General features: G+C 51.6%; 9 protein-coding genes. 1 reads left to right on the top strand and 8 read right to left on the bottom strand.

All coding sequences use genetic code 11. The annotated features are described in order from the left end of the window. The first annotated feature begins 2 nt into the window (after positions 1–2). Positions 3–872, top strand: a complete 870-nt coding sequence (locus tag ACGHZ6_RS01900; RefSeq protein WP_390617089.1) for an HpcH/HpaI aldolase/citrate lyase family protein — start codon at positions 3–5, stop codon at positions 870–872. Here the strand turns inward: ACGHZ6_RS01900 and ACGHZ6_RS01895 are convergent. The 8 genes from ACGHZ6_RS01895 to aroK form a co-directional block, all read right to left on the bottom strand. Further along, positions 869–1,510, bottom strand: coding sequence for a 2'-5' RNA ligase family protein (locus ACGHZ6_RS01895; RefSeq protein WP_390617088.1), 642 nt, complete (start codon positions 1,508–1,510; stop codon positions 869–871). The genes ACGHZ6_RS01900 and ACGHZ6_RS01895 overlap by 4 nt on opposite strands. A 13-nt stretch (positions 1,511–1,523) precedes the next feature. After that, on the bottom strand, positions 1,524–2,885 hold the full coding sequence (locus ACGHZ6_RS01890) for an HD-GYP domain-containing protein (protein ID WP_390619140.1): 1,362 nt from the start codon (positions 2,883–2,885) through the stop codon (positions 1,524–1,526). Between the two features lie 255 nt (positions 2,886–3,140). Next, the gene (hemE, locus tag ACGHZ6_RS01885; RefSeq protein ID WP_390617087.1) at positions 3,141–4,217 is read right to left on the bottom strand and encodes a uroporphyrinogen decarboxylase; all 1,077 of its coding nucleotides are present in this window, start codon (positions 4,215–4,217) and stop codon (positions 3,141–3,143) included. A gap of 147 nt (positions 4,218–4,364) precedes the next feature. Next, positions 4,365–5,783: an FAD-dependent oxidoreductase gene (locus tag ACGHZ6_RS01880; protein ID WP_390617086.1), complete on the bottom strand. Its 1,419-nt coding sequence runs from the start codon at positions 5,781–5,783 to the stop codon at positions 4,365–4,367. Between the two features lie 51 nt (positions 5,784–5,834). After that, positions 5,835–10,280: a glutamate synthase large subunit gene (gltB, locus tag ACGHZ6_RS01875; RefSeq protein ID WP_390619139.1), complete on the bottom strand. Its 4,446-nt coding sequence runs from the start codon at positions 10,278–10,280 to the stop codon at positions 5,835–5,837. A gap of 197 nt (positions 10,281–10,477) precedes the next feature. Beyond that, positions 10,478–12,115, bottom strand: coding sequence for an SPOR domain-containing protein (locus ACGHZ6_RS01870; protein WP_390617085.1), 1,638 nt, complete (start codon positions 12,113–12,115; stop codon positions 10,478–10,480). Positions 12,116–12,146: 31 nt separating this feature from the next. Continuing rightward, the gene (gene aroB / locus ACGHZ6_RS01865) at positions 12,147–13,223 is read right to left on the bottom strand and encodes a 3-dehydroquinate synthase (protein WP_390619138.1); all 1,077 of its coding nucleotides are present in this window, start codon (positions 13,221–13,223) and stop codon (positions 12,147–12,149) included. A 107-nt stretch (positions 13,224–13,330) separates the two neighbouring features. After that, positions 13,331–13,846: a shikimate kinase AroK gene (aroK, locus tag ACGHZ6_RS01860; protein ID WP_390617084.1), complete on the bottom strand. Its 516-nt coding sequence runs from the start codon at positions 13,844–13,846 to the stop codon at positions 13,331–13,333. Positions 13,847–13,849 lie beyond the last annotated feature (3 nt).

Below are 13,849 nucleotides of genomic sequence, written 5' to 3'. Positions count from 1 at the left end.
TCATGCATCAGATTCGCCCACGTCGTTCAGCCCTGTATATGCCCGGATCCAATGCCCGCGCTCTGGAAAAAGCCAAAACACTGGATGCCGATGCACTGATTTTGGACTTGGAAGACGCCGTTGCCCCATCTCAAAAAGACAATGCCAGAAACCTGATATGTGAGGCGGTTAATCAGGGCGGTTATGGTTACAGGGAATTAGTGATCCGCAGTAATGGACTCAATACGCCTTGGGGAAAAGCCGATCTGGAAGCCGCCGCAAAAACCTCTGCCGATGCCGTGTGTCTGCCTAAAGTAGAGAGTGCCGATGAAATTAAGGCAGCCATTGAAATTCTTAACCATGCAGGTGCCCCAGAGTCTTTAGGTATCTGGATTATGATCGAAACTCCTCGCGGGGTTTTGGATATCGATGCCATTTGTGCGGATCAAGATCGCCTACAAGTTGTGGTAATGGGAACCTCAGACCTTTCCAAGGAACTGCGAGTACCTCACACCCCCGATCGCCTCGGCTTTATCACCTCGCTAAGCCAGTGTGTCCTGGCTGCGCGAGCACACAGCCTGGATATTATTGATGGTGTGCATCTGGATCTCAGTGATGAGCAAGGCTACCTCTCAGCCTGTGAGCAAGGCAGGCATTTGGGCTTTGATGGCAAATCACTGATTCACCCCAAACAAATCCAGCCAGCCAATGACACATTTGGGTTAACCGAAGGGGCTGCTGAACAGGCACAAAAAATAATTGACGCCTGGCAGCAGGCAACCAGCGAAGGCCAAGGTGTTGTTGTGGTGGATGGCAAGCTGGTTGAGAACCTGCATGTTGAAGAAGCTCAGCGTACCCTGGCAATTGCACAAGCGCTGTCTGAACGAAACTAAAGTTTATACGAATACTCAACCTCTAAAGATGAGCCGATATCTTTAGTGGAGTAACTTAGTAAAGCGATTTGCTCAACCTTTATGGTGACAGGTGCAACAGGCGGGAACGCCTGAATTCGCTTGGCAATATCGGCTGTTGGCCAAGCCTTGTTATAACAGCCGATGGTCACATGCGGACAGTAGGGCACTTGGCGAATGGTTTCAAAATAACTGGGGAGCGACTGACGTAGTTTCCCCAACATAGCACCAGGATCAGACACCTCAAAGAACGGCACGGTTGTAAAGCTGTTCAACCCGCCCAATTGTAATTCAAAGGGCGATAATTCAGCGCTATCGAGCAACTGTAGGTGCTGCTGTAAGCCGGAAAAGTTATCTTCTTGCTGTAAAGCTGCTTCAGGCTGCCAGAAACCGCAAGCCGTTAAGGTGATATGCGGTTGGCGACTATAGGGCAACAACAAATAATCTTGTAACCAGGATTGGGCTTGGCGCTGCAGACTGACAATAGATGCTTGCTCCAGCAAAATTGCCCATACACAAAACCTGCTCCTGCCTTGATGCCACTCGGGATATTCACGTTTACTTGTAGGCAAAGTATGGGAAGACTGCAGAAAAGCCTGCCAGGTTTCGGGATCGTACATTCGGAGATGGTAATTAATCGCCGCGCTTTAAGAAAGACAGCAGACCTTTGCGCTCTTTTTTAAATAGGTAGTTATCGCGAATTTCGGCAATATCTACTTCATAGGAGCCTGGCTCCAGATCACGCAGTATTTCGATTTTTTCAACTTCATTGAGTGTTTTTTTACCAGCATCAACCAACGCCTGCTTCTGACGATCATCCTCCGCCATATCCAAAAGGAAAGGTTTACCGAGCGTATGCTTGCAGGAATCCAGCACAATCATCACTTTAGGTTTTAACCGACGCTCAAAGTTTTGCTCCACCACCACGCCAACCTCGCCGGTACTTAACTCGACCAGTGTGCCCGTTGGGTAGAGACCGATAGCACGGATAAATTCCACTACCAGCTCTTCCTGAAACTCACTGTTGCGCAACTCGTAGAGCTTAGCCACAGCCTTGGATGGCGCCAGGGGATAGGTTTCTCCACGGGGGTTGGTGGTATCATCATAAAAAGTCACTATGCCCGCGATTTTTCCCAGCAGAGGAATCTTGTCGCCCTTTAACTGTTGAGGAAAACCCGAACCATTAATACGTTCACAGTGATTTTTTACCACAGCGATAACTCTGGGGGACACCCCTTCTGTAGCCCTTAAGATATCAACACCGTAGCCCACAAATTGCTCGTACTCACGTTCCTGCGGTGCCGAGCGCTGCTTCATGCTAATCAGTTTTTGATCCAGGCGGGTCTTACCCACATCCTTTAACAACACTCCCATGGCCAAGACATCGAGATCTTTTTTCACCAGGCCAATATGACGACCAAAAATAATCGCCCATACCGCACAGCGCACCGAGTGGCTGTAAGTGTGCTCATCTTTTTCCCGTACACGGGTTAACCAGCTTAACGCATCGGGGTTACGCAACACGCTGTCGACCATTTCACTGGCAACCTGCTGGGTTTCTCTCACAGGGATTGATTGTCCATGGTCTAATTGGTCTACGACCTCACCCACAGCAGAAAAGACTTTTTGGTGAAGCTGTTTTGCGTTCTTAACTTCTTTTTTGAGAGGCTGCTGTATATCGTTATAGGCATTGCGCTTTATCTTTAAAGGCGCAACATCAACTTTAACCGTAGCGGAGCGATTTACCCTGGGAGATGATTTATTCGAAGAAGCACCGGATAGCTTCTTGAGATTCGCAGAAACTGGTCCAGAACCCTTGGCGAGATCAATATAGACGTGGCGACAGTGCTGCTTAAGCTCTTTAATCTCATCGAGCTCGCGAATATAAAAACCCTGCAGGGGAAACGGGGTTTGGGTCCACGGACGATCTAACCCGGAGACAAACATCCCCACGGTCAGCTCATTGACGTCAACCTTTACCTGTTTAATGCCCACTGCAACATCCCCGTCGCGAATCCGACTCTGCACTATACTGACTTCCCTTGTAGTTTCAATCCTTCACACCGAAGGCAGGACTCGCCAGTATACGTAATGGGCTGCTATAACAAACCGCCCTGTTCACATTTTGGCCAAAGGACGCGTAAATATCCACTCTTTCAGGATAGCTCAGCGCTCAACGGAGGAATTAGCAGATGGAAGCAGGCTAGAAACAGCCGCTTGTAGCGGGGTCTACAAGCGACTTACAGAAGCTTATGAGTTTTCTTGATGATACTGCGCAGACAGCTCGTGAACAGCCTCAAAGAAGGCACCGGCATGGGCTGGGTCCACATGCGGAGTTACACCGTGGCCCAGGTTAAAGACATGACCCGAGCCATTGCCAAAGCCCTTAAGGATGGTGGCCACTTCGCGACGAATAGCCTCCGGGCTGGCATAAAGTACGGCCGGATCCATATTACCCTGCAGGGATACCTTATCACCAACACGGGCACGGGCCTGACCAATATCGGTGGTCCAATCCAAGCCCAAGGTGGTAGCACCGGTTTCAGCCATTAACTCCAGCCACTGGCCTCCGCCTTTGGTAAACAGAATCACTGGGATCTGACGACCTTCGCGCTCTTTGATTAGACCATCGATAATCTTCTGCATATAACGCAGGGAGAATTCCTGATAAGCGTTGTAACTCAGTGCACCTCCCCAGGAATCAAAGATCTGTACTGCCTGAGCGCCCGCCTCAATCTGGGCATTGAGGTAATCAGTTACTGAAATCGCCAGCTTTTCCAACAACAGGTGTAACACTTCTGGCTGATCGTAAAGCATCGCTTTGGTGCGACGGTAATCTTTACTGGAGCCACCTTCGACCATATAAGTGGCCAGCGTCCACGGGCTACCAGTAAAGCCAATCAGCGGCACTCGGCCATTCAATTCACGACGAATCGTGCTTACGGCATCAACCACATAGGGCAGATCCTTGTGGGGATCAACAATCGGCAAGGCTTCAATATCGGCAGCGGTGTGCACGGATTTCTTAAATCGTGGGCCTTCGCCAGTTTCAAAATAGAGGCCCAAGCCCATGGCATCCGGGATAGTCAGAATATCAGAGAATAAAATCGCCGCATCCAACTGTGGATAACGATCCAGCGGCTGCAGGGTAACCTCGCAAGCCAGCTCTGGATTGGTACACAGCCCCATAAAGTCGCCTGCCTGGGCACGGGTTGCACGGTATTCAGGTAGATAGCGACCTGCCTGACGCATCATCCACACAGGGGTCATATCCACAGGCTGGCGCAACAGGGCGCGCAGGAAACGATCGTTTTTTAATTCTGTCATATTCGGCTCTATTACAACTTGGCGTTATGTATTCAGGCTTATGGCAGCAAATAGTGCGCCATTCGTGGGATCAGTACAACCCAGATAGATCAAATGCACATACAAAAAAGGCACGCCAAGCGTGCCTTTCTACTCGCGACTGAATGCTTACACATTCAAGAAGTCGAGGATACCTTCTGCGGCCTGGCGACCTTCCCAGATGGCGGTTACCACCAGGTCAGAACCACGCACCATATCACCACCAGCAAATACTTTCGGGTTGCTGGTCTGGAAAGCGAACTCCTGAGCTTCAGGTGCTTCAACACCACCCCAGTCGTTTACAGTGATATTGTGATCGTCAAACCAAGGCGCAGGGCTTGGACGGAAACCGAAGGCAATTAATACCACATCGGCATCCAGCACTTCTTCACTGCCAGGGATTGGCTCAGGACGGCGACGACCATTTTCGTCTGGCTCACCCAGCTGAGTCGTCACAACCTTAACGCCTTCAACCTTCTCTTCACCAACAATGGCAATAGGCTGACGGTTAAAGAGGAACTCAACACCTTCTTCTTTGGCGTTGGCCACTTCACGCTTGGAGCCCGGCATATTCTCTTCGTCACGACGGTAGGCACAGGTCACTGTGTTTGCCTGCTGACGAATGGAAGTACGGTTACAGTCCATGGCGGTATCACCACCACCAAGAACAACCACTTTCTTGCCTTCAACACTGATGAATTCATCAGCGTCTTTCTCAAAGCCCAGGTTGCGATTTACGTTGGAAATCAGGAACGGCAGTGCGTCGTATACACCTGGCAGATCCTCACCCGGGAAACCACCTTTCATGTAGTTGTAGGTACCCATGCCCATAAATACGGCATCGTACTCATCGAGCAGTTCCTGCATCTGAATGTCTTTACCGATTTCAGTGCTGAGACGGAACTCAACACCCATTTCGGTGAACATCTCACGACGCTTAACCAGCACGTCTTTTTCCAGTTTGAACTCTGGAATACCGAAAGTCAGCAGACCACCAATTTCTGGGTGGCGATCAAACACAACAGGCTTAACACCGTTGCGCACCAGGATATCTGCACAACCCAGACCTGCCGGGCCCGCACCGATAACGGCAACTTTCTTATCCGTCCAAACCACTTTGGACATGTCTGGCTTCCAACCCATGGCCATAGCAGTATCGGTAATGTACTTCTCAACATTACCAATGGTCACAGCACCAAAACCGTCGTTCAGGGTACAAGCGCCTTCACACAGACGATCCTGTGGGCATACACGGCCACACACTTCTGGCAGAGAATTGGTCTGATGACTCAAGTTGGCCGCTTCGATGATGTTGCCTTCGGAAATCAGTTTCAGCCAGTTTGGAATATAGTTGTGTACCGGACACTTCCACTCACAGTAGGGGTTACCACATTCCAGACAGCGGTGAGACTGGTTCTGCACCTGCTCTTCACTGAACGGCTGGTAGATTTCGACAAAATCGTTTTTACGGGTGTCGATATCTTTCTTGTTCGGGTCCTGTCGACCTACATCGAGAAACTGAAAGTTATTTTGTAAACGGTCAGCCATAATTCTTTCTCTAATTGCGTTAGTTGCTGTTTGACGTGGAAGCAGTGGCGATTATTCGCCGCGCTGCTTCACGTTATCCAGCAGCTGGCCCAAGCTGGCTGCTTTGGGTTTTACCAACCAGAACTTGCCAATAAAGTCTTCGAAGTTGTTTAACAACTCCTGGCCCCAGGCACTGTTCGTCTCGGCAACAAACTCTTCGATAATACCGCGCAGATGGTTGCGGTGGGCTTCCAGCGCTTCGCGGTTAATACGATGAATCTCAATCAACTCGTTGTTGTACTTATCAACGAAGGTGTTGTTCTGATCCAGAACATAGGCGAAACCACCGGTCATACCTGCACCGAAGTTAACACCAGTATCGCCCAGAACGGTTACCACACCACCGGTCATATATTCACAACAGTGGTCACCGGCACCTTCAACCACAACATGAGCACCGGAGTTACGAACACCGCAACGCTCACCGGCCTGACCCGCAGCAAACAACTTACCGCCAGTCGCACCGTACAAACAGGTATTACCCATAATGCTGGTTTCGTTGGACTTGAACTCAGAACCCTGAGGCGGACGCAGTACAATCTTACCGCCAGCCATACCTTTACCAACGTAGTCGTTGGCATCGCCGTCCAGCACCAGATTCAAACCGCCGGCGTTCCACACACCAAAACTCTGACCGGCAATACCGTTCAGTTTCAGGGTAATCGGCGCATCGTTCATGCCCGCATTACCGTGACGCTTGGCGATCTCACCACTGACACGTGCACCGATGGAACGGTCACAGTTGGTGATGGTAAATTCAAACTCGCCACCGGCTTTGGCTTCAATCGCTGGCAGTACAGCCTTAACAATTTCCTCGGCCTTTTCACCCTTATCGTAAGGGTCGTTTTTCGCCTGAGTACAAATCTGTGGCTTGGTATTGAGCAGGTCATCGGTGTAAACAATCGGGCTTAAATCCAGATTGCCCTGCTTGACAGATTCACCATCGAGAATTTCCAGCAACTCAACGCGACCGATCAGCTCATCCAGAGAACGAACACCCAGACGCGCCATCCACTCACGGGCTTCTTCAGCAACAAACTTGAAGAAGTTCATCGCCATATCAACAGTACCGATATAGTGATCTTTACGCAGCTGATCGTTCTGGGTAGCAACACCGGTAGCACAGTTATTCAGGTGACAAATACGCAGGTACTTACAACCCAGAGCTACCATGGGCGCGGTACCAAAACCGAAGCTCTCGGCCCCCAGGATTGCGGCTTTAATTACATCCAGACCAGACTTCAAACCACCGTCGGTTTGTACGCGAACCTTGTCTCGCAGGTCATTGGCACGCAGAGTCTGATGGGTTTCAGACAGGCCCAGCTCCCAAGGAGAACCGGCGTAGCGAATAGAGGTCAGCGGACTCGCAGCAGTACCACCGTCGTAACCGGAGATGGTAATCAGGTCAGCGTAGGCCTTTGCAACACCGGCAGCGATAGTACCGACACCAGGACGGGATACCAGTTTCACAGAAACCAGCGCATCCGGATTAACCTGCTTCAGATCGTAGATCAGCTGCGCCAGATCCTCGATCGAGTAAATATCGTGATGTGGCGGTGGAGAAATCAGGGTCACACCGGGTACGGAGTAACGCAGGCGTGCAATCAGGTCGTTGACCTTACCGCCTGGCAGCTGACCGCCTTCACCGGGCTTGGCGCCCTGGGCCACTTTAATCTGCAGAACTTCAGCGTTTACCAGATAGTGTGGTGTTACTCCAAAACGACCGGAAGCAATCTGCTTGATCTTGGAATTCTTCAGGGTGCCGTAACGGGCAACATCTTCACCACCCTCACCACTGTTGGAGCGACCGCCCAGGCGGTTCATCGCTTCAGCCAGCGCTTCGTGAGCTTCTGGGGACAGAGCACCCAGGGACATAGCGGCAGAGTCGAAGCGACGTACAATGGCTTCCATTGGCTCAACTTCGTTGAGATCCACAGGGGTGACATCATCACGCAGCTTCAGCAGGTCACGCAGGGTCGCTACCGGACGATTATTGACTAACTCGGCGTAATCACCCCAGGCACTGTAATCACCGCTCTTAACGGCCTCCTGCAGCGCCTGAACCACATCCGGGTTAAAGGCGTGGTATTCCTGACCGTGAACATATTTCAGAATGCCGCCCGGCTCGATAGGCTTGCGCTGTACCCAAGCCAGTTTGGCCAGACCTTTCTGGTCATTTTCCAGATCTTCGAAGCGTGCACCTTTAATACGACTCGGCGTGCCGTCGAAGCACAGGTCGATAACTTCTTCAGACAGACCAACAGCTTCAAACAGCTGAGCACCACGGTAAGAGGCAATGGTGGAGATACCCATCTTCGACAGGATCTTCATCAGGCCCTTGTTGATGCCCTTACGGTAATTCTTATAAGCGGTAGCCACATCAGTTAGCAGCTCGCCGGTTTCCATCAGATCACTCAGCACCTGGTAGCTCAGGTATGGGTAGACGGCGGTAGCACCGTAACCGATCAGCGTCGCAATATGATGTGGGTCGCGAGCAGTAGCGGTTTTGACGATGATATTGGCATCACAACGCAGACCTTCTTTGGTCAAACGGTGGTGCACTGCACCCGTGGCCAGCAACGCGTGGATAGGCAGCAGCGCAGAATCCAAGCCGCTATCGTCCAGCACAACGATAACCTTGCCGGCTTTAACGGCATCAACCACCTGATCACACAGACCAGTAATGGCATCTTGCAGGCTTTGTTGGCTGGCATCGTAGTGCAGACCAAACTCAGCAACGTCGTAGCCCGGCTGATCAACATTCAACAGGGCCTGGAACTTGGCTGGCGACAGCACTGGAGAGGTCAGAATCACACGATTGGCGTGATCTTCGGTCTCGGTGTAAACAGACAGCTCGCGACCAATACAGGTCTCCAGCGACATCACAATCGCTTCACGCAACGGATCGATAGGCGGGTTGGTTACCTGGGCGAACTGCTGACGGAAGTAATCGTAGGTTGTACGCTTCTGCTGCGACAGAACCGCCATAGGGGTGTCATCACCCATGGAGCCGGTCGCTTCCTGGCCACCTTCGGCCAATGGACGCAGTACCTGGTCACGCTCTTCGAAGGAGACCTGGTACATCTTCATATAGGTTTTCAGCTCACCGGCATCGATACCGGTTTCAGCCACATCGGATTCCAGCGTGGACTCGATGCGAATCGCTTTCTTCTGCAACCACTCTTTATAAGGCTGGCTTTGCTTCAGCTGCTGATCCACATCTTCGGTGTGGAACAGTTCGCCAGTCTCGGTATCCACAGACAGGATCTGACCTGGGCCCAGACGACCTTTGGCAACTACGTCTGCTGGGTCGTAATCGTATACACCCACTTCGGAGGCCACAGTGATCAGGCCATCTTTGGTGATTACCCAACGAGAAGGACGCAGACCGTTACGGTCCAGAGTACATACCGCGTAGCGACCATCGGTCACTACCAGGCCTGCAGGGCCATCCCACGGTTCGATATGCATGGAGTTATATTCATAGAAGGCACGTAGATCGGAATCCATGTGCTCAACGTTCTGCCAAGCAGGCGGAACCAGCATACGCACAGCACGGTGCAGCTCCATACCGCCGGTCAGCAGCACTTCCAGCATATTATCGAGGCTGGAGGAGTCAGAGCCGGTACGGTTAACCAGAGGCGTAATCTCTTCCAGCTCTGGCAGCATCTCGTTGGCGAATTTTGGCGTACGGGCAACAGACCAGTTGCGGTTACCCATAACAGTGTTAATTTCTCCGTTGTGGGCCAGCATACGGAATGGCTGGGCCAGCGGCCACTGCGGCATAGTGTTGGTGGAGAAGCGCTGATGGAACACACAGATCGCAGTTTCCAGACGTTCATCAGCCAAGTCGGTAAAGAACTTGGGGATGTCCACAGGCATCATCAGGCCTTTGTAGGACAGCACCTTGGCACTCAGGCTGGCTATATAGAAGGCAGAATCATCACTCAGGCGGATTTCAGCCTTGCGACGGGCAACGAACAGCTTGGCGTTCAGCTCAGCCTCTGTCAGGCCTTCTGCATTAACAAATAAATGATTGAAGACGGGCAGACTATCCAGCGCAATTGGGCCCAGGCAATCATTCTGGGTAGGCACGGTACGCCAACCAGCGGCGGTCAAACCTTGGGCGGCCAGCTCTTCAGCAACGACAGCGCGTGCTTTATCGGCCAGAGCCTCGTCCTGGCTCAACATAATAGAACCAACGCCGTAGATATCAGACAAGTCTATACCCTGTTCTTTGGCTACGGTTCGCAGGAAGCTGTCTGGTTTTTGCAGCAGCAGGCCGCAACCATCACCAGTCTTGCCATCGGCGGCAATACCACCCCGGTGGGTCATACAGGTCAATGCTTCAATGGCGGTCTTTAACAAGCCATGACTGGTTTCACCCTTCAAATGGGCAATCAAACCGAAACCACAGTTGTCTTTGAACTCGTCTAACCGGTAGAGGCCAGTGGTCATACGCTGTCTCACACAAAAATTCTTCTATTACGCCTTACTTTTTTGTCTATCAGACCAAGCTGTCTGAGACAAAAAGGCCCCTCAAAACAGGGGCCCCAGGCAAATGGGCGCAGAATATTACCCGCTTGCAGGGGATAAGGCAAGATGAAAATAACAACAGGGGGGCAACATTCAGAGCAAATGCTGTCAATAGGAGGCTATATGTCGCGAACTTCGCCGATTTCTGCCTGCACACTCAACACAGAACGCGGCCAGGGGCCCGATTTTTGCTGCTCGGCCGGTAAACGCCCAATAGCACGACGAGCATCGGCTTTATTCGCATAAATACCCACGACGACCACATACCACGGCTTGCCATTTCGGCGTGCCTCAAAGACCTTCAAATCACCCTTATTGGACTGACGCCCCACAAAGGCCTTAATCGCTTGCTCTGAGCCTGCTGCCAACACCTGCAGGACATAGCCGGTCTCATCTTGCTGCAGCAGAAATGCTTCGTCGTCAGCCAGCGCCATGCCTGCCGCCGGAGCAGCATTCTCAAGAGGTGGCAGTACTTCTGCCTCCACCTGCTCCTCTAGCGAAGGAGGAGCCGAGGGCATCCAAACCGGCGCCTCAACAATATCAGCGGCTACATCATTCATGACTGCGACGTCGGCATCGAGATCCACCTGAGTCTGAAGCGAAGGATCAGGCAAAGGTTTAATATCTTCTTCGTCAGCAAAACTTTCAGGCCCAGGCATATCAAAAGCCTGCTTCGGAAGTTCGGCCTCAACATGACTGGATAACTGCTCAGGTATAGGTGCACTAAACAGGGGCTCAGCAATCGGCTCAGCCTCTTTAACAACCTCTGTCTCTGCACCTTGGATCACAGCCTTAGGAGCCAAAGGTGTTAAAGAAACCGCTTTTTCCGGGACAGAAACTTGCTGCTCAGCAGTACCGTCATAACGGTAAACCACAGCCATAATCAGAGCGGCCCCCAACACGACAACCGCTGCCATATGACCAAATGGGAGCCCCAGAGAGCGCTGTTGTGACTGATTAACTTCGCCTGCATGATTAACCAGAAATTGATGGGCCAGCTTATTTACCGCTCCAGGCAATCCGAGCGACAACTGCCAGAACTGCTCAATATCCTTAAGACTGAACGGCATGTCACCTGCCAGACCCGCAGCCCGCATGCGACACTCCAGATAATCGCCCAACTCGTCAGATGTCAACGCAGGCAGAGACAAGTCATGAACAGCAACATCGAGCATTTGGAAAGCATCGATTCGCGCGGCCAGATCAACCCCGCCAACCAGCACCAAATGCAATCCCGAACGACCTTGATCAACGCCCTGCAGCAGACTTAGGAGTCCGCTGAGAATGGGGTCATCAAGATGATCGGCATCATCAATCAGCACCAGTAAGTCAGCCGACTCCTCATCCTGACAATGACTCCGAATGGCCGCTAACTGCTGGCCCGCGGAATGCTGGAAAGGCAACTCTAATACTTCAGCTATTTGGCCAAACAAGACCTGCTGATCATCCAGCACACCCGCTTCAATGGAGCAAACCAGTCGATCATCGCCAACTTGCGCCTGGCAGGCCTGAAGCAAGGCACTCTTACCGCAACCCGCCTCACCCAACACCAGTAAAACGCCGGAACTAAACTGCGACAAATGAACAAGCTGATCGAGAATTTGCTGACGCTGAGCACCGGTATAGAAACCACCGCGCGCCACTACCTCAGCATCGACATTAAAAGGCTCTGTCAGCAAGCCATAATGCCCAAGATAATCGGCAATTTTCTCAGGCCCCACCGCTGCGCTCAGGGACACTTCAACTCCACTTGTCATAACCGTCTCCTTGGCAACCGCCAACGATCACTTAATAACTGGCTGCAATAGTCTCTTTTAACGTCTCAACCGGGAAATCAGAGGTCACTACTGCTTCACCTACCGCCTTCATCAGCACCAAGCGCAGCTGCCCATCCAATACCTTTTTATCCACAGCCATCAAGGATAAGAAATCTTCCTCTGTTACCGCAGTTGGCGCCTTTACAGGTAGCGCGGCACGGAGCAATAATTTTTCAACCCGCTCAACATCTGCCTTGTTTAGCCAGCCCAGACGCTGCGACAGATCAGCAGCCATCACCATACCTGTGGCCACGGCTTCACCATGCAACCATTCACCATAACCCATCGCCGTTTCAATAGCATGGCCAAAGGTATGGCCCAGATTCAAAATAGCCCTGATGCCACCTTCCCGCTCATCCTTGGCCACAACATCGGCCTTATTTTGGCAGGACCGCTCAACGGCATAGGCCAAAGCCTCACCATCTTTGGCGACCAAAGCATCCATATTCGCTTCGAGCCAATCCATAAAAGGAGCGTCAGCAATCAAACCGTACTTCACAACTTCTGCAATGCCAGCAGCCAGTTCCCGCGCCGGCAAACTGCTCAACACACCGGTATCAGCCAATACACAGCGAGGCTGATGAAAAGCACCAATCATATTTTTGCCTAACGCATGATTGACCCCGGTCTTGCCACCAACGGAAGAGTCCACCTGAGACAGCAACGTCGTAGGTATCTGGATAAAATCAACGCCACGCTGATAACTGGCGGCAGCAAATCCGGTCATATCCCCAACAACACCACCACCCAACGCTATCAACGTTGTTGTGCGGTTGTGGCGCTTTTCCAACAATTTATCAAAGATAAGATTAAGCGTGTCGAGATTTTTGAACTGCTCACCATCCGGCAGTACCACCTCATCAACCTGGTAACCCTCAAGCCCCTGCTTGACCTGCTCCAGATAAAGCGGAGCAATGGTTTCATTGGTGACAATACACACTTGCTTGCCCCGAATATGGGGGCGATAGAGATTGGATTGACTCAGCAGATCTGCGCCAATATAAATAGGATAACTGCGATCACCAAGATCGACCGTAAGGGTTCGCATCATTGAAAAACCTGGCTCTAGGGGCTGTAAACGACGTCTATCAGACATTTTGATAGACGTGCACTCTACCACAAAGACACAAGCTCTTGGACCGGATTAAAGCCCAACTACCGCCCCAGCAAGCTGACGATATCCTGAACTACCGATTTGGGACTGCGTCGGTCGGTATTCACCACATGGTCAGCCACTTCTCGATATAGCGGATCACGCTGTTCAATCAGCTCAATAATTTTTTGACGAGGATCATCCACCTGCAGCAGGGGGCGTTTCTTGTCTTTACAGGTACGCTCAACCAGCTGGGCTACCGATGCGGTCAAATAGAAAACTACACCTCCCTTTTGTAACAGGGAACGGTTTTCCGGTTTTAGAACAATGCCACCACCGGTGGCCAACACCTGCCCACCTTCCGACAGCATATCAGCCAAAGCAGAGGTTTCCCGCTGACGAAACCCCTCTTCTCCTTCAACATCGAAGATCCAGGGGATATCTGCACCGGTGCGCTCTTCAATGACACGATCCGTATCTTGAAAAGGCAGGTGCAAATTGGCCGCCAAGAGGCGGCCAATGGTAGATTTGCCGGCCCCCATGGGGCCGACTAGGACTATGTGGTCGGATTTGGGCATTCT

The organism is Maricurvus nonylphenolicus (genome assembly GCF_042854845.1).
In the GTDB taxonomy this organism is placed as follows: domain Bacteria; phylum Pseudomonadota; class Gammaproteobacteria; order Pseudomonadales; family Cellvibrionaceae; genus Maricurvus; species Maricurvus nonylphenolicus.
This window is presented reverse-complemented; position numbering and strand designations above follow the sequence as displayed.

Bases quoted from the DNA above. Each gene is read 5' to 3' on its own strand.
- ACGHZ6_RS01900 (WP_390617089.1), top strand. From the start codon at position 3: ATGCATCAGATTCGCCCACGTCGTTCAGCCCTGTATATGCCCGGATCC.
- ACGHZ6_RS01895 (WP_390617088.1), bottom strand. From the start codon at position 1,510: ATGTACGATCCCGAAACCTGGCAGGCTTTTCTGCAGTCTTCCCATACT.
- hemE (WP_390617087.1), bottom strand. From the start codon at position 4,217: ATGACAGAATTAAAAAACGATCGTTTCCTGCGCGCCCTGTTGCGCCAG.
- ACGHZ6_RS01880 (WP_390617086.1), bottom strand. From the start codon at position 5,783: ATGGCTGACCGTTTACAAAATAACTTTCAGTTTCTCGATGTAGGTCGA.
- gltB (WP_390619139.1), bottom strand. From the start codon at position 10,280: ATGACCACTGGCCTCTACCGGTTAGACGAGTTCAAAGACAACTGTGGT.
- ACGHZ6_RS01870 (WP_390617085.1), bottom strand. From the start codon at position 12,115: ATGACAAGTGGAGTTGAAGTGTCCCTGAGCGCAGCGGTGGGGCCTGAG.
- aroB (WP_390619138.1), bottom strand. From the start codon at position 13,223: ATGCGAACCCTTACGGTCGATCTTGGTGATCGCAGTTATCCTATTTAT.
- aroK (WP_390617084.1), bottom strand. From the start codon at position 13,846: ATGCCCAAATCCGACCACATAGTCCTAGTCGGCCCCATGGGGGCCGGC.